Here is a 23262-nt window from a genome sequence, read left to right as displayed (position 1 = left end):
CTATCGTCCAAGGTCGATTCCATAGGCATTTGCAATCGTCTGTATGTATTGCAACGCCTGACCGGAAGCCTCCGCCGATAGTTTGCCAGCCTTTTCCGCTTGCGTCAACTCACGCTGGAGTTCGCGCAATTTATCTTGCGCCTTGCGAGCCTCGCCTCTACCGATCTCGCGCTCGAACTCCTCCAGGGTTCGGAGCCATTTCTGCGCATCTCGTCTGGAGCGCCCCTCAGATGCTACTGATGTCAGCAGCGAGCGCAAGTCGGCGAGCGCACTCCCGGTGGCAACCGGCGGAGCAGGAGGCGACACGGGCGTGGCAGGCGGGATAGGAGTCGGCGGTGGAGCGGTAGTCGGCGCAACAGGTGTATCAGGCGGCGGAATGGCGACTTCGGGCGCCGGCGTAGCGGCGCTTGCAGCGGTCGGCGCAACTGTCGCAAGCGGAGCCGTCGGCGCGGCGTCACCGATCTGACCTGCCGTTGACCCGCTGCCGCGCATCGCCAGAAATGCCCCGACCAATAGCAACAGCGCAAAAGCGCCGCCAAGCAACGGCAACAAGGAGAAACGTCGCTCTTGCTTCGGCGACGCGCGCGTTTCCACGACAGGTGGTGCAGACGCGGCAGCGGGGATGGACGGAGACGCAGGTTTCACCGCTGCTCCTCCTGATTGCCAGATAGCCGTCGCCTGCTGATGAATGGCGGTTGCCGCGACGCCTGGCGTACTGGTCAGACACGCGCGCTCCAGCGCTGCGGCAAACTGCTCCGCCCGCTCGAACCGCGCTGCCGGGTCCTTAGCGAGCGCGCGCAGCACCACAGCCTCGATAGCCGGAGGAATATCGGAGCGCAGCGTGCGCAACGGCGGCGGCGGCGTCTGAATATGCTGAATGGCGATGCTCATAGGCGTATCGCCATTGAACGGAAGACGACCGGCGAGCATCTCGAAAACAACTACTCCCAGGCTATAGATGTCGCTGGCAGGCGTCACCGGCAGCCCCTGCGCCTGTTCGGGCGAAAGATACCCCGGCGTTCCCACCACCATCCCCACCTGCGTCTGGTTGCCCGACGCCAGCATATTGCGCGCAATGCCGAAGTCGGTCAACACCAGCGACCCAAGCGCATTCCACATCGCATTAGCGGGCTTTACGTCGCGGTGGATGACCCCTGCGGCATGGGCGGCATCGAGCGCAGCGGCAAGCTGGCGAGTGATCGCAACGATTTCGTCGAGCGACAGTGGACGACCATTGCACACGGCATCCGTGATTCGCTGTTCGAGCGTCGGTCCGGGCAACAATTCCTGGACCATGTACGGCATCCCGTTGTGGACGCCAAAATCGTAGACCTGGACAATATTGGGGTGGCGCAGATTGGCAATGATGCGCGCTTCCTGGCGGAAACGGTCAACAAAGCCGGGATGAGCGCGCGCCTCTTCCGAGAGGATTTTGATCGCCACGGCACGCCCCAGGTTGTGATCGAAGCCGCGGTAGACGGTTGCCATCCCGCCGCTGCCGATCAGCGCCTGAATTTCGTAGTTGCCAATGGTTGCGCCGATCAACGGTGTGGTTGCACTCATACGTCACACGGTTCATAGATTGCTCGATCTGAGTGTACCATTGAAAAGAACGAAATATATACTCTTTTCTGTTACAATTTCGATGCTCTCTTGTTCTCAGGGAAAGCGCCAATGAGTGCAACACTCTCACTCCCCGCCAACGTTGCCCCGCGCGGTCTGCCGCCAGTGGCGGAGACGCTTCCCGCTGCCATCGAGCGGCTCGTCCGCGAAGTGAACCCGGAGAAGATCATCCTCTTCGGCTCGTATGCCTATGGCAACCCGACGCCCGACAGCGATGTCGATCTGCTGGTGGTTGTGCAGACGAACGAGCCATATCGTCAGCGGTATCTGCGTGTGGCAAGGGCGCTCCAACCGCGCCTGTTCCCACTCGATCTGATTGTCAAGACGCCTGAAGAGATCGAAGAGGCGCTCAGCGCCTTCTCACCCTTCCTGCACGAGATTTATACGAAGGGGATCTGTCTCTATGAAAGAAAGTAATCCCCTGGATTGGGTCGCCAAGGCTGAAGGCGACCTCGACATGGCGCGGCGCGCCCTGCGCGGTAAAATGCGGCATACCGATGCTGCCGTTTTTCACGCGCAACAATGCGCCGAAAAATATCTCAAGGCGCTGCTCATCGCCGGAACAATCACATTTCCTAAGACACACGATCTGACGATCCTGCGCCACCTCTGTATCAGCAATGGCATTCCGGTCAATGTGGACGAGCCTGCGCTCGATTTCCTCTCTGGATATGCGGTCAATGCGCGCTACCCTGGCGCTGAACCATCGCTGGAGGAAGCCCGCGAAGCCATCGCCATCGCCCGAAGCGTTCGCGCATTCGCGCGCCGATGGTTGGGGATGAAAGGAGGGCGCCCATGAACAGCGCCTTTTCACTCCCCGCCAACGTTGCCCCGCGCGGTCTGCCGCCAGTGGCGGAGACGCTTCCCGCCGCCATCGAGCGGCTCGTCCGCGAAGTGAACCCGGAGAAGATCATCCTCTTCGGCTCGTATGCCTATGGCAACCCGACGCCCGACAGTGATGTCGATCTGCTGATTATCTGGGATACCGACAAACCGCGTCGCGAGCGTGTGGTGACTATCTCCCTGTTGTTATACCCGCGTTTGTTTCCGGTGGATATCATGGTTAAAACGCCGCGCGAACTGGCAGAGGAAGCGCCGCACAACTTCTTTTTGCAAGAAATCCTGAGCAGAGGCATTGTTGTGTATGAGCGCCAATGACCCGCTGGAATGGGCAAGATACGCCGAGCAGGACTGGCAGGTGGCGACATCGCTCATACGACATAAACATCCGCCAGTGGTCGCTATCTGCTTCCGTGCGCAACAGAGCGCTGAGAAATATTTGAAATCTCTGCTTTTGCAGAAATCTGTCGCCTTTCCCAGGACGCACGACCTGCCCACCCTGAACACTCTTTGTGAACAGGCAGGCATACAGACCGGCGTATCACCTGGACAGCTGACCATCCTTTCCGACTACGCGGTTACCACCCGCTACCCTGGCGCTGAACCATCACTGGAAGAAGCCCGCGAAGCCATCGCCATCGCCCGAAGCGTTCGCGCATTCGCGCGCCGATGGTTGGGAGTGAAATAACATTCAACGTTCAACGAGTATGCGCGCCAGACACTGACCGGTGTGCGATCCTGGCGTTCGCGCCACCTGTTCGGGAGTTCCGGCGGCGACGACGCGCCCGCCAGCATCGCCGCCTTCGGGACCAAGGTCGATGACCCAGTCGGCGCACTTGATAACGTCGAGGTTATGTTCAATGACCAGCACAGTGTTGCCCGCATCGACCAACCGCTGCAACACACGCAGCAGCCGGTCGACGTCGGCGACGTGTAATCCGGTGGTTGGCTCGTCCAGGATGTAGAGGGTGCGTCCGGTGGCGCGGCGGCTCAGTTCAGTCGCCAGTTTGATGCGCTGCGCTTCGCCGCCGGACAGCGTGGTTGCCGGTTGACCGAGGCGAATGTAGCCCAACCCCACGTCGATCAACGTCTGCAATTTTTCGGCAATGGCAGGCACGCGCTCGAAGAACGCCGCCGCTTCCTCAGCGGTCATATCGAGCACCTGAGCAATATTTTTGCCGCGATAGCGGATGTCAAGCGTCTCACGGTTGTAGCGCGCGCCATGGCACACATCGCAGGTCACGTAGAGGTCCGGCAGGAACTGCATCTCGATCTGCATCAACCCTTCGCCGTTGCAATGTTCGCAGCGCCCGCCGGGAATGTTGAACGAAAAACGACCGGCGTCATAGCCGCGCGCGCGCGCTTCGGGGGTTTGCGCAAACAACTTGCGGATCGGGTCAAAGGCTTTGGTGTAGGTGACCGGATTGGAACGCGGCGTGCGACCGATCGGCGACTGGTCGATGTCGATCACCTTATCGATATGTTCAATGCCGTAGATCGCGTCGTGGGCGCCGGGGCGCGCGCGCGCGCCATGGAGCGCCTGCGCCAGTCGCGGGTAGAGGGTGTCGTTGACCAGGGTGGATTTACCGGAGCCGCTGACACCGGTGATGGCAACCAGGCATCCTAGTGGAATGGCGACATCGATATGCTTCAGATTGTGCTCACGCGCCCCTTTGATCATCAAAAACCTGCCGCTGCCGGAGCGCCGTCGGCGCGGCACAGGAATCGCGCGTTTGCCGGAGAGATACTGCCCGGTTAGCGAGCGCGGCTCTGCCAGCACTGCCTCGAACGGTCCGCTGACGATCACCTCGCCGCCGCGCTCCCCTGCGCCAGGACCAATATCGACGATCCAGTCGGCGGCGCGGATGATTTCCTCGTCGTGTTCGACGATCAGCACACTATTCCCCAGGTCGCGCAGCCGTCGCAGCGTATTGAGCAGGCGCGCCGTATCACGCGGGTGGAGCCCAATGCTCGGCTCGTCCAGCACGTAGAGCGCGCCGCTCAACCCGGACCCGATCTGTGTCGCAAGGCGGATACGCTGCGCTTCTCCGCCGGAGAGGGTCGCGGCGGCGCGATCCAGCGCGAGATACTCCAGCCCAACCTCGTTCAGGAATCGGAGCCGCGCGCAGATGTCGTTCAGGATGGGCGCTGCAATCTGACATTCGCGCACATTCAGCGCATAGATTGACGAGCGCAGATTGCTTTCGCGCGTCTCGCGCCAGCAGGAGACGGCCGCTGCGACGTCGGCAGCCAGCGTTTTCGCCCACGACCATGCTTCAGCGACGGGCAGCGCCGACACCTGCGCAATCGTGTATCCGGCGACGGTGACGGCGAGCAATTCGGGGCGCAGGCGCGCGCCGTTGCATGCCGGACACACGCACGGCGTCATGAACTGCTCGATCTGCGCGCGTTCCGTTTCATCGGAGCACTCCCCCAGCCGTCGGCGCAACGCCGGAATTACGCCCTCGAATGGCGCCTCGACGAGACGCTCCTCGCCGCGCAGCCGGTAGCGCAACGGCATCACATCACCGTTAGAGCCGTAGAGGATTGTCGCAATCACTTCGGGAGGAAGATCGCGCAGCGGCGTGTGCGGCGAAAAACCCAGGTGATCGGCGAGCGATGCCAGCAGATCGTCGAAGTAGCGGCGCTGTGCGCGACTGACATTCGCCCATGGCGCGATGGCGCCGTCCGCCAGCGAACGTGAGCGGTCTGGAATGACCAGATCGGGATCGAACTCCAGCACACTGCCGAGACCGTCGCACGTCGCGCAGGCGCCGGACGGATTATTGAACGAAAAATCGCGCGGTTCGAGCGCCCCAATCGTTGCAGGACCATGCACCGGGCAGGCATACCGTTGCGAGAGGGGCAGTTCATCGCCGCCAACGATCTGCACGATCACCACCCCATCACCAACCCGCAGCGCCATTTCGACCGAATCGGCGACGCGCACCCGCAACTGGGATTGATGCGGCGCTGTATCGGATTGCGGTATGACCAGACGATCAACGACCACCTCGATGGTATGGGGGCGGTAGCGATCCAGGCGCAGATCGTCCGCCAGGTCGCGCACCTCGCCATCGACGCGCACGCGCACAAACCCCTGTTTGCGCACCTGATCGAGGAGCGGCTGATGGTCGCCCTTCTGATCGCGCACGAGCGGCGCCAGCAGCAGAATGCGACTGCCGGGAGGCAGATCGAGGATCGTATCGATCATCTGCTGCGCCGACTGGCGGATCAACGGACGACCGCAGTGAACGCAGTGCGGTCGTCCAATCCGGGCGAAGAGCAAGCGAAGGTAATCGTAAATTTCGGTGACCGTGCCGACCGTCGAGCGCGGATTGCGCACCAAACCCTTCTGGTCGATGGCAATCGCAGGCGACAACCCTTCAATCGCATCGACATCCGGCTTATCGATCTGACCGAGGAACTGGCGCGCATAGACGGAGAGCGACTCGACATAGCGACGCTGCCCCTCGGCAAAAATGGTGTCGAATGCCAGCGACGACTTACCGGAGCCGGAGAGGCCCGTGATCACCACCAGCGCATTGCGCGGCATGGCGACCGTGATATTCTTAAGATTGTGGACGCGCGCTCCGCGCACCACGATCCAGTCAGCCGACATCGCACACTTGCCGATACATACGATCAGACAAAGGATGGTAGCACGGAACCGCGCGGAGAGCAAATAGTTTTGGAACTATGCGAACTTTTCGCCGCGCATCACCTGCACGTCGGTCACATAGGCAATGACGGCATAGTTGGGGAAATAATGGTCTGCCATCGCCTCCAGAATGTGGTCGGCAACTTCGGGTGAAACCAGCGTTTCGATCTTGATATTGCCGCCCTGCCACTGGCTGGCGTGAATACCGCGCGTCCCTTCGCCATGCACCTCGGAGATAGTGTAGCCATGCGCGCCGAGGGCGTGAATCTCATGGATCAACCGATCCTTCAGCACCGGCTCAGCGATAATCGTCACCAAGCGCACCGTCGTCAGTTTCATGACCTTGCTCCTTTCCATGCACGTCCTTGTGCGTTATACCAATTCCCGGTGACCATCCGGCATGGTCACCCCGAGCAGCGCGAGGGGTCGGGCGCGACCCGCTTCGATTCCTCGCTGCGTTTACCCTGAGCGAAGCGAAGGGCTCGGAATGACCCGTCGCTGCGCTTGGAATGACAGTCGCTGCGCTCGGAATAACCAGCATGCGGCATCGTCAATCGTCATTGGTATTCCATGCGTCCAAGCGCCGCACCCAGCCAGCGTGCATATTCATAATACAACGGCAGGCCAATAATGAGATTCACCGGAAGCGTGATCCCGAGCGACGATGTCAGATAGATGCTTGGATTCGCCTGCGGGAAGGTGGCGCGCACAGCGGCTGGCGCGTCGATATACGACGCGCTGGCAGTAATAACCCCCAGGATGAATGCGCCATTGGGCGAAAGACCCGCCAGCAGACCGAGCGATGTGCCGATCATGCCGTGGATCAATGGCATAATCGTCCCAAAGACCGCCATAAACAGACCGACCTTGACAAAATCGCGCAGTTGCCGCCCGGCGAGCATGCCCATTTCGATCAGGAAAAAAACCAGCACGCCGCGGAAGAGGTCGCCGTAGAGCGGCTTAATGCGCGCGAACCCCTGCTCGCCGATGATCACGCCGATCAGCAGACCGCCGAGCAGCAACACCACACTGCGCCCGGTGAGCGTGTCCCGAATGACCCGACCGAGTTCGCTGTTCTGGCTCTGGGTCGCTCCCAGGCGCCAGCGCCCGATGAAGAGCGCCACAATGATCCCCCACTCCATCAGCGCCGCCAGCGCCGGGATGAATGCCTCGAAGGAGTTCTGTCCTTCTGGCAAACGCTCGACGAATGAGATTCCGGCAACAAAGGTCACCGACGAGACGGAACCATAGTGCGCAGCAATGCCGGCAGCGTTGGGAATATCAAACCTGCCGAGACCGCGCAGGATCAGGTAGCACCAGGTCGGTACGGCAATCGCCAGCGCAATCGTCACCAATGCTGGCAGCAGAAACGCGCTGATCGGCGTGCCTGCCAGTTCAACGCCGCCATTCAGCCCGATGGAGAACAACAGGTAGACCGAAATCGCCTTGATGACCGATTCGGGAATCTCGACTTCGCTCCTGATCAGTGTTGCCACGACTCCCAGAATGAACGCCAGCACCAGCGGCGACAACAGATTGCTGCGGATGATCTCGATCGTATCCATATCTTCTCCAAAGATACATAAAGATATTTACAACACCAAAAATGTAACAATAACCCTCTTTTTTGTCAATATAGAGATTTTGATGATACAAAAAGACTATACCTTCAACGGATCAGGCTCCATCGAATGGCGGAGAGGAGGTTATTCGACGTCGCGGCGCAGCATATATCCCTGGCCACGCACGGCAATCAGTTTACGGGGATGTTTGGGGTCAGGCTCGATTTTGTCGCGGATGCGCTCGATAATCTTCTGCAACGCGCTGTCGGACGGCGGAGAAACGGGCCAGATAGCGCGCTTGACCTCGTCGCGGGTGCAGACGCGCCCGGCATGTTCACGCAGAAACGCATACACTTCCCCTTCGAGATGAGTAAAGGCCGGCGGTGCAGAGGGCAACGGCAGGGATGTTTCGATTGAGGGCATGCCAGGCTGATCCGACAACGCCTGAGCGAAGATGGTCGAACTGATCCGCCAGCCGTTTCGGTCGCGTTGCGCCAGACCACGCTGTCGGAGCGCATCGAAGAGCACGCCTTCATCAGAGGTTGGGGCGCGGTTTTGCTCAAGCAGCGCCTCGCGCGCATCGGTCGCTATGGCATACGTCTCCAGCAATTTGCGCCACCAGGTTCGGCAGAGCGGGCGCGCCTCCTCGATTGCAGCGCGTTCGATATCGTTGGGGCTGCTGCCATTGGGGTGCATCCGCCAGTGGTAGACGTGCGCAGCCGCTATCAGGAGCAGCATCAGATTGGCGCCACCCAGCCGCCGGATCCACGCGCGGTCGGCGTCGTTCAACTCCGGCGCGCGTCCGAACAGCGCGGTAATGTCGGCGTCATCAAGACCGCCGATAAAGAGTTCGCTGGCGAACAGACTCCAGAAGGAGGACGGCTCGCGCAACTCGTCCGCCGGATAGAGCCGGCTTAAGGGCACGCTGGCAGTCACCACGTAAGCGACGCGCGCGCCAATATCGGGGTCCTGCGTCAGCGAGCGCAAAAAACTGGCAGTGTGGCGCGGGAGGCGAGCAATCCCCTCAACATTGTCGATGAGAAACACAAACGTGCGGTCACTGCGTTGCCGGAGCATGTCCTCGACCACGCACTTGAGCGCGTAGACTGCATCGACAATCGCCGTTTCGGCGATACCCTGATCCGGCAGCGCAGGAAGATCATCGTGCCGGTCGAGCGCCTGAGACGTGGCGCGCGCGAGATCGCGCCAGAAGTAGAGCGCGCCATGGCTCTGTGAAGCACCGAGATCGGCGTAGGGACCAGCATTGACGTAGGAGAAAACAAATCGCGCCGTCGTGTCGCCGCAGATCGGGCGCCCCGGCGCTGCGCTGCGCAGATAGTAGAGCAGTGAGGTCTTTCCGCTCCGAGCATCGCCAATGATCGCGCAGCATTGCGGCGGCGCAGCCGTCAGGCGCTCGCAGACGGCTGCGATAAGATCGCGTCGCCCAGTGAACAGATCAGGAGCAATGACCGGCTTGCGGTTGCCAAAAGGGTTCATAGGCTCACCTGCATTCAGCGACATTGCTGACAATCACTATACCACACTTTGCGCGGGCGTGTCGGCATATCGACATCAGCAGAGCGTCGTCATCGGCGGAGAGTCAGGACGCTCTGGTCATGCGGCGTGCGTGAGGATACGGCTTGTCGCGGATCGAGACGGAGTTGCACAGATCGGTCGCTTCCTATCTCAGATCCAGGCGCGTCCGTTGCATCCATGTCATCGGCGTTCTCCTTACGCAAGGTTTGCCGGCGCCGTCAGAACGTTACTGTGGTCGTCCCGACACAGAGCGCCGCTATGTCCGCGATGCTCAGCACACGTACATCCGGCAAAAGACCGTTATCAGCGTTGAGCCAGTAGCGCCGGAGACACGGCTGCGACAGATACAGCGTTCCTCCGGCTGTGCGATAGGCATCACGCGCCTCACGCAACGGCGGATATCCTGCCGCGTGCAAACCGGCGGCCCATCCTTCGGATGTGGCGCACAAAACGCCTTCCCCGCGCAGCAGCACCGCGGCGCGATTTCCGGCGGCAAGCGCCGCGCTGGCGGTCAGAAAACCCAGCGTTGCGGCGCCGGGATCGTGCCCGGCGTGGGTGATGATGATGACTAATTGCGGTTTGGTCGTCATAGCATTGAGGTGGCTGTATGAATAACTCTGCGCCGCCGTCACGGCAGCGACAGAGTAATCTTTCGCCAAGTCGATGGTCTTTGAGCAATTAATACCAATGACGATTGAAGATGCCGCATGCGTGTCATTCCGAGCCCTTCGCTTCGCTCAGGGTAAACGCAGCGACTGGTCATTCCGAGCCCTTCGCTTCGCTCAGGGTAAACGCAGCGAGGAATCTGAGCGGGTCGCGCCCGACCCCTCGCGCGGCTCGGGGTGCCCATGCCGGATGGTCACCGGGAATTGGTATAATTTCGGCGCCATTCGCGCTCACCTGCGAAGGCGGGCTTCGCGCATCCGGCAGCCTACGACTTATGATTCTTATAAACCCGCCATCTGCGGGCAAAAGCCCTTACTGAGTTCACGCAAGCCCCCGTGGATCTTCCGCCTCCTGAGCGAGGGCTTTACCCGCAGCGCAGGGGTCAATGCCGGTATGCCGGTTTCACGTCGTCCCTGTGGGAGGATTGTCCACGCTCTGCCCACGAGCGACTCAACACGCCTCCCATCGCAAACCGCCAGCATACGTATGCGTCACTTTGCCACGCTCGTCGAGCGCAAACAGGTAGAGCCAGCCGTTGTCGAGCAACTGCCGCACCTGCTCATGTCGGGCGATAATTGCGGTCATCGCCTCAATCGGCGCTTCAATCATCACGTGCAGGCGCATCGGCTCGTGGACATAGCGTTCGCCATCGTGGACCGACTGCCACGGCAGCCCGACCCGCAGGTCGCCGGAATTGCCTTCGAGTACGCCAAGGGTGCCGACGACATTGTGCAGCGTCTTGTTGCCGCTGCCAAAAACCCGGTTGTCCACCGTCGAGCCGTAGTACTGCAAATTGATCCAGCTTGCGACAATCATCGGCGCCGTCATGATCAGTTCCAGCACGCCGAAGCCTTCGTCCTGCCGCCAGTCGTAGTTGTGCAGGAACGAGCGACCATCCAGTTTCGCGCCAGCAGTGCGGTCGCGCGGGGCGGCAATAAATGCTGCACAGCCGGCCAGTCCCCATTCTGGCCGCACCTGCGACCAGTCTCTGCTCCGCTGACGCACCGCGCCGTCGATGTTCCCCTTCGGATCAATCTTCAGCAAAGCAGCCCGCTCGGCGCGCGCCAGTCGTCCGGCGGCGGCGAGATCGGCTTCGAGCCGCCTCAGATCATCGGCATGGCTTGCCGGAATATCATTCTTATCAAAAATGGTCACATCATCGGTCGTGGTGTCGTGTAGACCGGCCACAAACACGGTATCGTCTGGAATGACAATGCCGCGCGCTTTCAAGCCGGTGCGCGCCGCCGGATCGTTAAGTATCTGCACTGCCACCCGCACATTCGCCTCGCCGGTATGACCACCGCATGCGCCGCAGTCAAGACCGGTCGCATGCGGGTTGTTGACGGTCGTCGAGCCGTGCCCGGCAAGCAGCACGAGGCGAGCAAAGTTGCTCGTCAACGACATCGCTTTGAGTGCGCCTTCGGCGACATTCACCCGCTGCTCCGGCGACATGCCCGTTGTGCGCCCACCGATCGCGCGCGGTTCGAGGCTCGGTTTGACGCGCTCGCGGGTGCGCGCATCCAGCCCGAAAGTCGCCGGATGCGGCACCGGGCGGGTAATTCCCAGCGTATCCAGCAGCAACTTCCGCACATATGCCAGCCCGACCGGACCGACGAACCCGAAGCAGGAGACCGGTCCGAACTTGAACATGCGCCATACTTTGGCGACGCGCTGATTCAGGGCGCGCTTCTCGATCACGGCGGTCACTTCAGTTTCGGACGCACCGCCGACCGACTCGGCAATGACGAACTGCGGCGTAAGCAAGACCGGACACTGCGCTCCGCCGCGGGTTTCCGCCAGCGGCACATACTCGATCGGGAAGCCAAAGAAACCCGCAAATCCGATTGTCTCGATCTCATCGGTCACGGTTTCGAGCGCGCGCCGAAAGATCTCGGAGCGGACATCGATGCAGAAGGCGGCCTGCGCCCGCTTCCGTGTTGCGTGTTTGACCGGTTTTGGCGTACCGAGGCAGGCAAACAACTGGCGCTGATACGCTTTCTCGAAGGCGCGCTGGAGCAACAGATCGCCAGCGATCGCGCGCTGGAGCGCTGCATCCAGTTGATCGCCGACCAATTCATGACTGCGTGTGCGCCACGCTTCCGCCATTCCTCTGGACGCGAAACTGCGCCAGAGCGCCACTTCCCACACCAGGCGGATCGCCAGCAGATCGGTCAGCGTGTGATCTGCGCCACCGTAGAGTTCGGCTTCCCAGCGCAGGTAGCGGGCATAACCAGCCCAACCGTGAATGGTCAGCAAGAGCCGGTGCAGATATGCTTCAAGCCCATCGGCGGGAATATGCAACATCTCCACTGCCGCAATAATCGTTTCCATCGCCGATTCCGGCAATTCACGCAGCGCCTGATGAAAGCCCTGAGCGCCGCGTATATGTGGTGTTCGGTCATACGTTGCCTCAGCCCGCCATGCAGCATACGCCGACATCGGTTTCCAGGGCGACCGCCAGTAGGACTGACCCAGATCGAAGTAGGCGCCGGCCCACGCCGAGATCGAGTCGGTCACAATATCAGCCCAGTTGACGCCGGTGATCTCACGCGCAACATCGGCGACAGTCGGCAGCGTGGTGAAGGTCGGCTCTGGCGCATTGCTCAAGGCGAACGCCTTCAGCGCCTCGACGGTCGCAGGTGCGCCGGGGGATGGGCTTCCCTCAGCCAGAGCGGACGCAAGATCGGCATCGGTGATGCGCCCGTCGCGAATTGCCTGCGCATAGAACGCGCGTGGGGCGGTCGTCCGGGCGCCAGCCCGGCGCGCCAGCAGTTCGGCGGCGGTCTCGAAGGAGTAATCGAGCAGACCCAGATATGGATTGACCGCCACAAAATTGCGCAGGGGCCACAGCGGAGCGATGCGCTGCTCGGCGCGCTTCGCTGCTGCCGCGATCATATCGGCGGTAACCATCTGAAGCGACGCAGCCATCATTGGCGCAGGTCGGGTTCGAGTCTCAGCCATGTGCATCATCATGCTTTGTTCCTCCTCAAAGAGTGCATCCACACCACGGATCAGCGAGCCAGTCGGAAGACGTCCAGGAAGCGGTCGAACATAGCGTTAGCATAGAAACCGTTCTTGAGGTGAACATAGAGCGCCCGCCACGCGGGGCGATTCACCAGCGCAGGCAGGAACGCGCTGAACGCCATCACGATGCCGAAGAGCACAACTGCCAGCACCACGGCGATCATCGTCGGCATATCGAGCGGCGGATAGACCGCCACAGCGCCGCCGAGCAGCGCCTCAGCCATGACCTCCAGAGCGAAGAAGGCCATCGTCACCAGGGTAGCCATCAGCATCGTGCGTCCGATCACAGAGATGGGCGCTTTGTCGGTATTGCCCTTCACCAGCAAATAGGCGACGGCAATCATAAATATCGTGATCATCGCGGTTTCACCCGGTCGCTTGGTGATGTCGATGCCGATGGCAGTGGCGACCGCTAGAAAGACCGCCACGGAAACCGCCATATTTGCCAGGAGACTGAGCGGGTGCGGCGCGGTGTCGAGTTTCTGGGCGCCGGTATCCCGCACATACTCGATGATGCTGCCGGACGACAGGAAGGCGTGCGCCTTGTAGCAGGAGTGAGCGATGAGGTGCATAATTGCAACCGTGTGCGCGCCAAAGCCGCACAGCATAATCATAAAGCCCATATGCGCAGCGCTCGAATACGCCAGCGAGACCTTGACGCTGGTCTGCGTAATCATTGACGACGAGGCGAAAATCGCCGTGAACCCGCCGAGCACGATCAACAGAATCAGCGCCGGGGTCGACAGGAACACCAGTTCGCCAAAGCGCACCACCAGGAAGATGCCCGCATTGAGCAGACCGGCGTGCAGCAGCGCCGACACCGGGGTTGGCGTTTCCATCACTTCGAGCAGCCAGCCATGGAAAGGGAACATCGCCGATTTCAGCGCAGCGACGATGACGATCAGGATCGCTGCGATGGCAGCACCGGCGGGGATGGTTCCACCTGCAAGCGCACTGGCAGCCGCCTCACGGATCATGCCCAGATCGGTCGTACCAAATGTTTGCGCGAGCAACACCGCAGCAACGATCAGGCACACATCGCCGATGCGGGCGGTAATGAATTTCTTGCGGGCAGCCCGAAGAGCGCGCGGACGCTCAGGATAAAACACCAGCAGCTCGTGCAACGCAAGACTCATGCCAATCCACGCCAGAACCAGTTGCCAGAGATTACCGGACAGCACCATCAACAGAACCGCGCTGACCGTCAGGTAGAGGCGGATGAAAAAGAGTTTCTGGTGCGGATCGCCATCGAGATAGTTGCGGCTGAACTGGATCAGCAGCGTCCCCAGCAGCGTCACCAACCACGACATCATCACGCTCAGCGCATCGAGGCGCAGGGCGATGCCCGCCTCGCCGACGCCGATTACCGGACTGACCATCGGACCGGAGGTGAAGACGACAATCCCAAGCCCAAGCAACAGCAGGAACGAACCGATACTGGCAATGCGTCCAAGCTGAAACGTCAGATTAACCGACCGCGACAGCCACGCGATGAGCGCCACAACTGCCAGCGACAGCGGCGCAAGATACCCGATAAGCGCCAGATTGCCACCCATCATACCCTCCATAGAATGTGCCCCTCCTTTTGGTGCTGATACCAATGACGCTTGACGATGCCGCATGCTGGTCATTCCGAGCGCAGCGAGGAATCTAAGCGGGTTGCGCGCGACCCCTCGCGCTGCTCGGAGTGACCATACCGGATGTTCACAGGTCATTGGCATGAGACTGTCTCGAACAAGAGAATATCGAAAATTATCGTAAATGTCAATAAAAAGATATATTGACATCTCAAAGACTCTTTTTTTGGCGGATGATCCTCGACAGATGGAGGGGAACGATTGCACCTGATCCCGCCCTCGCGCGACCTTCAACCGTCGTTCATTCAGAACGACGGACGCTAACGCGCCCCCCTTCAGACGCATCCTCCCACCGATTGACTTCAAGGGCGGATAGAACTCCCGCGCTCCCCCGCCCCCACACCCGCCAGGGGACGGACCGCGCGCGCGGCGCCGGTTTCCCCTCTCCCACAGGCAGGAGAGGGGCAGGGGGTGAGGGTAAAAGCGGCGCATCAAACCGGCGACAGCGGACGTCGGCGGCAACGCGGGTGTTCATACCCACGCGCAGCGCCCCCGCACCGCATCCACATAGTGACAATCGGTGCATCTCCTCGTATAATGAAGCAATCGCACTTGCAGGGCGCCTCGCGCCGGAGCGCCGTTATGTCTGATCGTAAACGCCAGAACCAGCCATCGACACAACAAGGAGGAAGAGGCATGAATGTTGCAGGGCGGACTATCGCCATTGTGTTTGCGCTGTTGATCATCGTTGGATTGGGAGCGGCGACCGCGCGCTTTGTGCAGGTGGACGAAGGGCAACGCGGGATCATCATCACCAGCGGTGCGGTTGAAGGCGTGCAGGAACCGGGTGTCTTCTTCCGTCCGTTTGCGCCGCTGACGCGCGTCGAGATTGTGAACGTCCGCCGTCAGACGCTCCAGATCTCGCAGAATGTCGCCAGCAGTGACAAGCAACTCTACGATATTGATATTCAGATCGACTTCAGCCGGAAGACCGATCCTGAGTCACTGCGCCAGATGTATGCGCGCCTCGGCGCTGAAGACGATCTCCTCCGTCTGCAACTCGAAGGTTTCGCCTCCGATGCGCTGAAGAGCGCCAGCACGCAGTTCACGCTCGACCAGGCGCTCTCCGACCGCGGCGGGTTTTCCCAACGTATTCGCGCGAATCTGACGTCGCCGCCCGGTCCCGGACAGCAAAGCCCTGCCGATCAACTGTTTGTTGTTATCGAGGCGGTGAAGGTGCTCGATATTAAGGTCAGTGAAGAATATGCCCGCCTCCTCTCCGAAAAGGCGAACCTGGAAGTCAAGATCGAAACGGAGGAGCGCCGCCGCCAGCAGATCGAAGCGGAACAGGCAAACAATCTGTTCCAGGCGGAGCAAGAAGCGCGCGTGGCGCTGACCCGTGAAAAGGGGCAAACGGCGGCGGCCCTCGAGGCGGCGAACCGCGAGGCGCAGGTGCGCGCAATCCAGGGACGCTACTGGCGCGAGAACCCGGAACTGTTCGAATTACGCACGCGTGAGTTGATGGTCGAAATGCTGAAGAGCGGCAATATCTGGTTCATCGATCCCAATACCAACATTACCCTCTTGTTGAACCAGATGGCAACCGGCACAACGGTCGTGCCCAACCCGTCGTCGGGGCAACGGACATCGACACAACCATCGCAGCCTGCGACGCCTGAGCAACCGGCGGCGCCGACGACGCCAACGACGCCGTAATAACAATGGCGTATCTGGTCTGGACAATCATCGGCGTGTTTGTCGCAGTGCTGCTCGGCGCGGTGTTGCCGCACCGTTCTATGTCTGGGAGCGTCGTCGTGCTCCCGCTGGTAGGAGTCTTTGGCGCACTCCTCGGCGGCATCATCGGCAGCGGCATCGTCCACGCCGATCACGCCGTGACTCTGCCGGGCGCCCTGGGAGCGATCCTCGGCACGGTGATCTTCGTGCTGCTGTCGCAGACCCAGCCGGATGCCGGGAACCGGAGGATCGGGCGCGGCAACCCTGGCGCGGATGACTTCTGACAGAATGACCATCATTGCTGGGGAAATCGGGACGCGCGGAAGAGACGCCGGTCTCCCTCAGCGCGCCCGGTCCATCCCTGCCCATCACGCCACCATTGGGGCGGAACCAACTGCTCCGTCCGATGGTTAACCATCGGTCTGAATACGCATGGGGCGCTGCCGCGGCCCTATGGAGCCCCGCGACAGCCAGATGCCTCAAAAAAGCCTCAACGTTAGCGACATCCATCCCATTGGGGTGACGTTTCTCAGGGAAGAGCATGTATTCCGTCACCCGTGGCATCTGTGATTCTTCGGTGCGGATCGAGGAATGGCTCAAACGAACGGCAGCACGCACCTGGTCGAGGAGCAGCGCCTGGCCATGCGTCAAGGACTCCGGCTGCGCAACGAATTGACGGACATGCTCAACACCACCCGTTCGAAGGCGGATGGGGTGCGGCAAATGCGCCACCGGCGCTCAAGAGCGGCCTGACGTGCTTTGAGCGCTTTTGTTCAGGATCGCGCAATATGCGCCGATTGTCTCAACGACTGACTCTCGATCTGGATGGCTATTGTCGGTTCAATCCCCGGTATACGGCGACCCGCTAACTATAGGCTTCTTCACGGGAAGTCCTGAAGAGCCATCCGGGTTTCTGATCATGCTCTGAGTCTATGTTATACCAATGACGATTGACGATGCCGCATGCTTGACATTCCGAGCGCAGCGACTGTCATTCCGAGCGCAGCGACTGTCATTCCGAGCGCAGCGAGGAATCTAAGCGGGTCGCGCACGACCCCTCGCTCTGCTCGGGGTGACCATGCCGGATGGTCACCGGTAATTGGTATTACTATAGAAGACAAACGCAATCAGGAGAGTATATGCGCCCACCGGTTGAGTTTTGGTTGACCACGGGTTTGGTGATCCTCACTCGGATCGGGGATGGTCTCAGCACCCACCTGGTCACTCCCGATCTCTCGCGCGAGATGAACCCCCTGGCAGCCGGAGGATGGCCTGCCTTGATCGCCGCTGCTGCCGTCGTGCTCGTGTTCTCGACGGCATTGAACTATTGCTACCTGTTCCGGCCCGTCGATAACTTTCCGCAAGCAGGGGGACTCAGCCTTGGAGCATTCAAGCGGCACTACTTCGATCCGCGCGCCAACCAAACGCTCGCCACCCGCACGGGTAGCGTGCTCGCTTACGTCTTCGGTTACATTGTTCCTCGCACGCTTAGTGCGTGGAGTCTGCTGCTGATTGTGAATAATCTTCTCACAGCGTTCGAATTCGAGCCGTATATTTCACTCAAGAAGACGTACCCCGTCTGGATCGCCTTCTACCTGATGCTGCCGGTCCTGGCGCTGACGTTCCTCGAACGCCTGCAACGGCGAGATTTCTCGCGCTACCAGGAGGCGCATGCCCGGGCCGAGCGCCCGCGCAATGACGAATCGGCAACGTCATGACATTGCGACATCGAGAGTCGAGCCTGATCGCTCGACTCTCGGCGAAGCGCGTGTTCCTGGGTGCAAGCCCGCTTCTTTATTCGATGGCCGGCGCCCACACGATTGCCCGTTGGCGCCGACCGATTGCCAGCGCGCACAACCGGCACAACTCGCGGCTCAGGCGATAATCATCAATGAGCAGCAATCAGTGCTCCAGATGGTACGGCACGCTCGTCACTACTTTACCGCGGCTGAAGAAGAGCGCAGCCTTGAGTTGCAACCCGGTCTGATTATGGAGCATGTACTGCCACCACTTCGACGGCACGAATTCCGGCAGAATGATCGTCAGCACGTCGTCGTCGTAGCGCGCTTCGACTTCGTCGATATACTGGAGCAGCGGCTGCATCAGTGAGCGGTACGGCGATGGTAGAATGACCAGTGGAATGCCGCATCCCCACTCCTCCCATTTGCGCCTGATCTTTTCCGTATTCTCTGCATCGAGATCGACATAGACTGCCGTCACATTGTCGGGTGCAATCGACAGCGCATATTGCAGCGCCGGAATCACACCGCGGTGAACGCCGCTCACCAGCACCAGCGCCGTATGACGCCGCACCGGTGCAGGGCGCGGCGCGCCTTCCAGCGACAATTGTTCGGCGACCGCGACGTAGTGGTTGTGGATGCTCAGCAGCGCCATCACCACCATCGGGATGAGGAGCAGCACTGCCCACGCTCCTTCGCGGAACTTCGTCACTGCCAGCACTACCATCACGACGCCGGTCATCGTCGCGCCAAAACCGTTGATCAGAGCGCTGCGGCGCCATCCCGGCGTCTGCGCTCGCCGCCAGTGCTGCACCATGCCCACCTGCGAGATGGTAAATGAGATAAAGACGCCAACCGCGTAGAGCGGCAGCAATGCCTGCTCACGCGCGTGAAAGGCAACCACCAGGATCGACGCGATCAAGCCCAGGGCGACAATGCCGTTGGAGAAGACCAGACGGTCGCCGCGTTGGGTGAACTGACGCGGAAAATAGCGGTCGCGCGCCAGGAAGTACGCCAGCCGCGGAAAGTCGGCAAATGCGGTGTTCGACGCCAGCACCAGGATTGCCATCGTTGCAATCTGGAGCAGGAAGTAGAACGGTGATCCCGCGCCGAAAATCGCGCGCGCGAGTTGTGAGTTCGCCGTTTCCGGCTCGTGGCTGCCATCGGGAATGATGTGATACGCATTTGCCAGTACGGTGATACCGAGAAACATGGTGACGAGCAGCACAGCCATGATTGCCAGCGTTATCGCTGCATTATGCGATTCAGGCTTCCTGAAGGCGGGCACGCCGTCGGCAATCGCTTCGATGCCGGTTAGCGCCGTACAACCTGCTGCAAATGCGCGCAGAATGAGGAATAATGAAAGCGCACCGGCCTCGGCTGGCAGGTGAGGAGTCTGCGGCGGCGGTGCAGGTGTGACGTTGCCGGTCACGACATTCACCAGCCCTGCGCCGATCAGCAAGAACATGCTGGCAATGAAGGTATACGTCGGTATAGCGAACATCGCACCCGACTCCTTCATGCCGCGCAGATTCGCCAGGCTGACCAGTCCGATCAATCCGACCGCAAGTTCAACGCGGTATGGATCCAACACGGGCCAGGCGGAGGTGATCGCGGCTACCCCTGCCGACATACTGACCGCGACCGTCAGGATGTAGTCGATCAACAGTGCCGACGCCGCCGTGAGCGACGGGATCGTTCCCAGATTTTCGCGCGCGACGATATATGTGCCGCCACCCTGCGGGTAGGCTTTGATCGTCTGGCTGTAGGAAAAGGCGACGGTCATCAACAGCACGGCGATGCCGAGCGCGATCGGGGTGGCAAGCCCAAGCGCCGCTGCGCCAGCCGCCGAAAGAACGATCAGGATCGCCTCGGTGGCGTATGCCGTCGATGAAAGCGCGTCGGATGAGAACACGGCAAGCGCCAGGCGCTTGGGCAATCGCTCGTGGACTAACTGGTCGTTGGCGAGCGGACGGCCAACGACCAGACGTTTGAGTTCGGTCATCATAGGTATCGTTGCTCCCTCGTACCGATTGTGCAACCGGAGGGATGTGGCATCGAATAAAAAGCGGTCCGCGCTGCGGGGATCATCGTCGCTGATCGCCACGCGCCGACCGCGCTGTTTACTTTCTGGCTTCTGTCTGAGCGTTCGGAGATGCTTTGAGTTTCTTTCCTCTACCGGCGGCATCTCCTGCCGCCGCCAGAGATTCTACTTCTCTGTGTTGGCAGATCATAGCATGCAGGGGGAGAAATATCAAGAGAAGAAACGCTTGCTCCTGAGTGACGGCATCGCTACTTTTGTGGCTGATAAGCGAAGCATCCGAGTTTGTTCAGAAGCAACGCTTACTCCTGAGTGACGGCATCGCTACTCTTCGAGCGCATCCGCCAACACTTCGGCGAGGTGTCGCGCGCGCCGTCCGGTTCCATCGGCGATCTGCTGGCGGCAACTGGTTCCCATTGCGACAACCTCAGCGGTGGCGGGCAATGCACGCACCGCAGGGAAGAGCGCGCGTTCACCGATCTTCTGCGAGATGGCGTAGTGTTCTGCTTCATATCCAAAGGACCCCGCCATGCCGCAGCACCCGCTATCAACCTCGCGCGCGTCGGCGCCGGGGATCATCCGGAGCAGCGCCAGCGCATAGGCGCTGCCGATGAGCGCCTTCTGGTGGCAGTGACCATGGAACAGATATCGGCGCGGCGCCTGATCGCGGAAACGCAACGTTGCGCGACCGGCGCGCACTTCGCGCGCCAGGAACTCATCGAACAGGAACGACATCTGGGCCAGCGTCGCGGTGCGTGGGTCGTCCAGCAGGTCGGGATACTCGTCGCGGAAGCTCAGGATACAACTCGGTTCGAGACCGATGATCGGAATACCGGCGGCGGCATAGGGTCCCAGAGCATCGAGCTGCCGCTGCGCCAGCGCCTGGACTTCCTTCAGCAATCCCTTCGAAATCTGCGGACGCCCGCAGCAGACGCGGCGCGTCGGCAGGAGCACACGATACCCGGCGGCTTCCAGGACGCGCACCGCCGCTTGCGCGATGTGCGGATCGTTGTAGTCGGCGAAGGTGTCGGGAAAGAGAACGACCGAAGGACGGTCAGCGTCAACCGGCGACTGACGGGCGGCAAACCAGCGGTGGAATGGTTGCGCTGCAAACGGCGGTAAACGGCGCTGACGACTGACGCCGATCAGACGTTCCTGGAGCGTCGGAACGAACGGCAATGCGAGCAGACGGTTCGCCAGTGGCGCGAGGCGACTGCCGAGTTCGTTGATCGTTCGGATAGCGCCAAAGATGCGTGATCGCAGCGGAATGCCATGCTGCTCGTAGTAGATCGACAGCCATTCCGATTTCAGGCGCGTCATGTTGACCCGCGACGGACACTCGCCAGTGCATCCTTTGCACTCCAGGCAGAGGTCCATCACCTCTTTCATACGCGCACCGGTGAGCGCATCGAGCGGAAGCGCACCAGAAAAGACCATGCGTAGCGCATTCGCGCGCCCGCGTGTCGAGTGTTCTTCATCGCGCGTCACCATGTAACTGGGGCACATCGTGCCGCCGGACATTTTGCGGCATAGACCATTGCCATTGCACAACTCGACGGCGCCGACGATGCCGCCGGTATCGCTGAAACGGAAGCGGGTGTGCAACTGGATCGGATGGTAGCGCTCGCCATAGCGCAAATGGCGATCCATCGGCGGGGCATCGACGATTTTGCCGGGGTTGAAGATGTCGTAAGGATCGAAGGTATGCTTGATCTCACGAAACGCTTCGTAGAGCGTTTCGCCAAACAACTCGCGGTTGAACTCGGCGCGTAGCATGCCATCGCCATGTTCGCCGGAGAGCGCGCCGCCGAACTCTATCACGAGGTCCTTGATTTCCTCCGCAATGGCGCGCATTTTCCGCACATCATCGGCATGCTTCAGGTTGAGCAGCGGGCGGGCATGGATAACGCCGACGCTGGCATGTCCATAAAAAGCGACCTGCACACCATGCGCGTGGCAAATATTGCGAAAGCGGCGCAGGTAGACGTTCAACTTCTCTGGCGGCACGGCAGAGTCTTCAACGAACGTCTCCGGCTTCAGGTCCGGCGAGAGGGACTGGAGCAGCGGCAGACCCGCTTTGCGCACCGCCAGCACGGCGTTCTTCCGGCGCGCATCACTCATGGGGGTGATGGCGCTGCACCGGGTGCGCAGATGCTGCTCCAACCGCGTCAGGCTGGCATGCACCTCATCCTCGGACTCGCCGAAGAACTCGACCTGCAACAGCGCGCCTGGCCTTCCCTGGACGAAGAGCGCCAGATATTGTGCATATTCGTGCGATTTGCGCGTCAGGTCGAGCAGAATGTCGTCCATCAGTTCGACGGCGGCCGGACTGCACTCCAGGCAGGGAACGACCGCATCGAGCGCGGCATCGAGTGTGTCAAACTCCAGAATAGCAATGGCGGTATGCTTCGGGCGTGGAACAAGACGCAGGCGTGCCGCCAGCACCAGCGCCAGCGTGCCTTCCGAACCGACAATCATGTTCGTCATGTTGAAGCGTCGGTCGGGTGATCGCGCGCCAAACATGATGCCGTAGCGGGTGGCGTCATCGTCGTTCACCGGAACGAACGCATCGAGGTTGTAACCGCCGACGCGCCGCAGCACTTTGGGATAGCGCCGCGCAATTTCGTCGGCATGCTCGCGCGCCAGCCGCGCTACCGTGCGGTAGATGCGCCCCTCGAGGTCAGTGTTCGCCATGCAGGCGCGCAGTTCCGCTTCATCGAGCGGGCGAAAGGTAGTGATACTGCCATCGGACAGCATGACCTTCAACTCCAGCACGTGATCGATGGTCTTGCCGTACACCAGCGAGTACATGCCGGATGAATTGTTGGCGATCATGCCGCCGATTGTGGCACGGTTCGACGGAGAGACATCCGGCGCAAACTTCATATTGTGCGGCGCAAGTTCCGCATTCAGGTGATCGAGGACGATCCCCGGTTCAACCCATGCCCACTGTCCGGCGACATTCACCTCTAGCAGGCGGTTCATGTACTTGGTGAAATCGACGTGAATAGCGCGTCCAACCGCCTGCCCTGCCAGGCTGGTGCCGCCGCCGCGCGGCACAATCGGCAGGCGCCGCAGGCGCGCCAGGCGCACGAGCGCAGCGACGTCCGCTTCGTCCTTTGGCAGCACCACACCAAGCGGCTCAATCTGGTAGATGCTCGCGTCGGTTGCGTAGAGAGCGCGTGAAATCGCATCGGTCTGCACGTCGCCCATGACGCACTCGCGCAGTTCGGCGGCAAGATCGTCATACTTCATGGCG

Annotated in this window: 18 protein-coding genes and 1 pseudogene; 8 read left to right on the top strand and 11 right to left on the bottom strand. The window is 60.8% G+C overall.

Annotated elements, in window-relative coordinates:
* Positions 1-1563 carry a serine/threonine-protein kinase gene (locus RCAS_RS23145; protein ID WP_012119137.1) on the bottom strand — a complete coding sequence of 521 codons (1563 nt, stop codon included), beginning with the start codon at positions 1561-1563 and terminating at the stop codon, positions 1-3.
* A 111-nt stretch (positions 1564-1674) separates the two neighbouring features.
* Between RCAS_RS23145 and RCAS_RS02970 the strand changes: the two genes are divergently transcribed.
* From RCAS_RS02970 to RCAS_RS02955, 4 genes are read left to right on the top strand one after another with little or no spacing between them, the layout of a single operon-like run.
* Positions 1675-2040 (top strand): nucleotidyltransferase domain-containing protein, encoded by a 366-nt coding sequence (locus RCAS_RS02970; RefSeq protein WP_012119136.1) that lies wholly within the window; start codon positions 1675-1677, stop codon positions 2038-2040.
* Entirely contained in the window at positions 2027-2422 is a 396-nt protein-coding gene (locus tag RCAS_RS02965; protein WP_012119135.1) for a HEPN domain-containing protein, read from the top strand. Before RCAS_RS02970 ends, RCAS_RS02965 begins: the two co-directional genes overlap by 14 nt.
* A complete protein-coding gene (locus RCAS_RS02960) occupies positions 2419-2781 on the top strand; it encodes a nucleotidyltransferase domain-containing protein (protein ID WP_012119134.1) in 363 nt (120 codons plus the stop codon). The genes RCAS_RS02965 and RCAS_RS02960 overlap by 4 nt, the downstream gene beginning before the upstream one ends.
* Positions 2768-3151: a HEPN domain-containing protein gene (locus RCAS_RS02955; RefSeq protein WP_012119133.1), complete on the top strand. Its 384-nt coding sequence runs from the start codon at positions 2768-2770 to the stop codon at positions 3149-3151. Before RCAS_RS02960 ends, RCAS_RS02955 begins: the two co-directional genes overlap by 14 nt.
* 3 nt (positions 3152-3154) lie before the next feature.
* Here the strand turns inward: RCAS_RS02955 and uvrA are convergent, their stop codons facing one another.
* The 7 genes from uvrA to RCAS_RS02920 all read right to left on the bottom strand — a co-directional run bounded on the left by uvrA (position 3155) and on the right by RCAS_RS02920 (position 14480).
* Positions 3155-6085: an excinuclease ABC subunit UvrA gene (gene uvrA, locus RCAS_RS02950; protein WP_012119132.1), complete on the bottom strand. Its 2931-nt coding sequence runs from the start codon at positions 6083-6085 to the stop codon at positions 3155-3157.
* Between the two features lie 75 nt (positions 6086-6160).
* Positions 6161-6463, bottom strand: a complete 303-nt coding sequence (locus RCAS_RS02945; RefSeq protein WP_012119131.1) for a P-II family nitrogen regulator — start codon at positions 6461-6463, stop codon at positions 6161-6163.
* A gap of 218 nt (positions 6464-6681) precedes the next feature.
* On the bottom strand, positions 6682-7689 hold the full coding sequence (locus RCAS_RS02940) for a sodium-dependent bicarbonate transport family permease (RefSeq protein WP_012119130.1): 1008 nt from the start codon (positions 7687-7689) through the stop codon (positions 6682-6684).
* A 141-nt stretch (positions 7690-7830) separates the two neighbouring features.
* On the bottom strand, positions 7831-9183 hold the full coding sequence (locus tag RCAS_RS02935; protein WP_232280145.1) for a winged helix-turn-helix domain-containing protein: 1353 nt from the start codon (positions 9181-9183) through the stop codon (positions 7831-7833).
* A 257-nt stretch (positions 9184-9440) separates the two neighbouring features.
* Positions 9441-9881, bottom strand: a complete 441-nt coding sequence (locus RCAS_RS02930; protein WP_232280144.1) for a DsrE family protein — start codon at positions 9879-9881, stop codon at positions 9441-9443.
* Between the two features lie 457 nt (positions 9882-10338).
* Complete coding sequence (locus RCAS_RS02925) at positions 10339-12855, bottom strand: YbcC family protein (RefSeq protein WP_041331508.1); 2517 nt, start codon at positions 12853-12855, stop codon at positions 10339-10341.
* 44 nt (positions 12856-12899) lie between these two features.
* Positions 12900-14480 carry a proton-conducting transporter transmembrane domain-containing protein gene (locus RCAS_RS02920; RefSeq protein WP_012119126.1) on the bottom strand — a complete coding sequence of 527 codons (1581 nt, stop codon included), beginning with the start codon at positions 14478-14480 and terminating at the stop codon, positions 12900-12902.
* Positions 14481-15185: 705 nt separating this feature from the next.
* Between RCAS_RS02920 and RCAS_RS02915 the strand changes: the two genes are divergently transcribed.
* Positions 15186-16205 carry an SPFH domain-containing protein gene (locus tag RCAS_RS02915; protein ID WP_232280143.1) on the top strand — a complete coding sequence of 340 codons (1020 nt, stop codon included), beginning with the start codon at positions 15186-15188 and terminating at the stop codon, positions 16203-16205.
* Positions 16206-16210: 5 nt separating this feature from the next.
* Complete coding sequence (locus RCAS_RS02910) at positions 16211-16507, top strand: hypothetical protein (RefSeq protein ID WP_012119124.1); 297 nt, start codon at positions 16211-16213, stop codon at positions 16505-16507.
* A 235-nt stretch (positions 16508-16742) separates the two neighbouring features.
* Here RCAS_RS02910 and RCAS_RS26395 read toward each other — a convergent pair.
* A pseudogene (locus tag RCAS_RS26395) lies at positions 16743-16841 on the bottom strand (hypothetical protein); the annotation flags it as partial.
* Between RCAS_RS26395 and RCAS_RS25480 the strand changes: the two are divergent.
* Together RCAS_RS25480 and RCAS_RS02905 are read left to right on the top strand one after the other, a co-directional pair.
* Positions 16815-16976: a hypothetical protein gene (locus RCAS_RS25480; RefSeq protein ID WP_198135990.1), complete on the top strand. Its 162-nt coding sequence runs from the start codon at positions 16815-16817 to the stop codon at positions 16974-16976. The pseudogene RCAS_RS26395 and the gene RCAS_RS25480 sit on opposite strands and share 27 nt — an antisense overlap.
* A gap of 386 nt (positions 16977-17362) precedes the next feature.
* Complete coding sequence (locus RCAS_RS02905) at positions 17363-17941, top strand: hypothetical protein (protein ID WP_157042522.1); 579 nt, start codon at positions 17363-17365, stop codon at positions 17939-17941.
* 184 nt (positions 17942-18125) lie between these two features.
* Here RCAS_RS02905 and RCAS_RS02900 read toward each other — a convergent pair whose 3' ends face one another.
* Positions 18126-19970 carry an APC family permease gene (locus tag RCAS_RS02900; protein WP_012119122.1) on the bottom strand — a complete coding sequence of 615 codons (1845 nt, stop codon included), beginning with the start codon at positions 19968-19970 and terminating at the stop codon, positions 18126-18128.
* A 357-nt stretch (positions 19971-20327) separates the two neighbouring features.
* The gene (locus RCAS_RS02895) at positions 20328-23258 is read right to left on the bottom strand and encodes an FAD-binding and (Fe-S)-binding domain-containing protein (protein WP_012119121.1); all 2931 of its coding nucleotides are present in this window, start codon (positions 23256-23258) and stop codon (positions 20328-20330) included.
* Positions 23259-23262 lie beyond the last annotated feature (4 nt).

The organism is Roseiflexus castenholzii DSM 13941 (genome assembly GCF_000017805.1).
GTDB classification, from domain to species: domain Bacteria; phylum Chloroflexota; class Chloroflexia; order Chloroflexales; family Roseiflexaceae; genus Roseiflexus; species Roseiflexus castenholzii.
Note: the sequence above shows the minus strand (reverse complement) of the source record. Positions and strands in the feature narration are given on the sequence as shown.

Excerpts from the sequence above, each read along its gene's own strand:
- RCAS_RS02895 (WP_012119121.1), bottom strand. The coding sequence starts at position 23,258 with ATGAAGTATGACGATCTTGCCGCCGAACTGCGCGAGTGCGTCATGGGC.
- RCAS_RS02900 (WP_012119122.1), bottom strand. The coding sequence starts at position 19,970 with ATGATGACCGAACTCAAACGTCTGGTCGTTGGCCGTCCGCTCGCCAAC.
- RCAS_RS02965 (WP_012119135.1), top strand. The coding sequence starts at position 2,027 with ATGAAAGAAAGTAATCCCCTGGATTGGGTCGCCAAGGCTGAAGGCGAC.
- RCAS_RS02940 (WP_012119130.1), bottom strand. The coding sequence starts at position 7,689 with ATGGATACGATCGAGATCATCCGCAGCAATCTGTTGTCGCCGCTGGTG.
- RCAS_RS02915 (WP_232280143.1), top strand. The coding sequence starts at position 15,186 with ATGAATGTTGCAGGGCGGACTATCGCCATTGTGTTTGCGCTGTTGATC.
- RCAS_RS02955 (WP_012119133.1), top strand. The coding sequence starts at position 2,768 with ATGAGCGCCAATGACCCGCTGGAATGGGCAAGATACGCCGAGCAGGAC.
- RCAS_RS02970 (WP_012119136.1), top strand. The coding sequence starts at position 1,675 with ATGAGTGCAACACTCTCACTCCCCGCCAACGTTGCCCCGCGCGGTCTG.
- RCAS_RS02920 (WP_012119126.1), bottom strand. The coding sequence starts at position 14,480 with ATGGAGGGTATGATGGGTGGCAATCTGGCGCTTATCGGGTATCTTGCG.
- RCAS_RS23145 (WP_012119137.1), bottom strand. The coding sequence starts at position 1,563 with ATGAGTGCAACCACACCGTTGATCGGCGCAACCATTGGCAACTACGAA.
- RCAS_RS25480 (WP_198135990.1), top strand. The coding sequence starts at position 16,815 with ATGGCTCAAACGAACGGCAGCACGCACCTGGTCGAGGAGCAGCGCCTG.
- RCAS_RS02925 (WP_041331508.1), bottom strand. The coding sequence starts at position 12,855 with ATGCACATGGCTGAGACTCGAACCCGACCTGCGCCAATGATGGCTGCG.
- RCAS_RS02910 (WP_012119124.1), top strand. The coding sequence starts at position 16,211 with ATGGCGTATCTGGTCTGGACAATCATCGGCGTGTTTGTCGCAGTGCTG.
- uvrA (WP_012119132.1), bottom strand. The coding sequence starts at position 6,085 with ATGTCGGCTGACTGGATCGTGGTGCGCGGAGCGCGCGTCCACAATCTT.
- RCAS_RS02935 (WP_232280145.1), bottom strand. The coding sequence starts at position 9,183 with ATGAACCCTTTTGGCAACCGCAAGCCGGTCATTGCTCCTGATCTGTTC.
- RCAS_RS02905 (WP_157042522.1), top strand. The coding sequence starts at position 17,363 with ATGCGCCCACCGGTTGAGTTTTGGTTGACCACGGGTTTGGTGATCCTC.
- RCAS_RS02945 (WP_012119131.1), bottom strand. The coding sequence starts at position 6,463 with ATGAAACTGACGACGGTGCGCTTGGTGACGATTATCGCTGAGCCGGTG.
- RCAS_RS02960 (WP_012119134.1), top strand. The coding sequence starts at position 2,419 with ATGAACAGCGCCTTTTCACTCCCCGCCAACGTTGCCCCGCGCGGTCTG.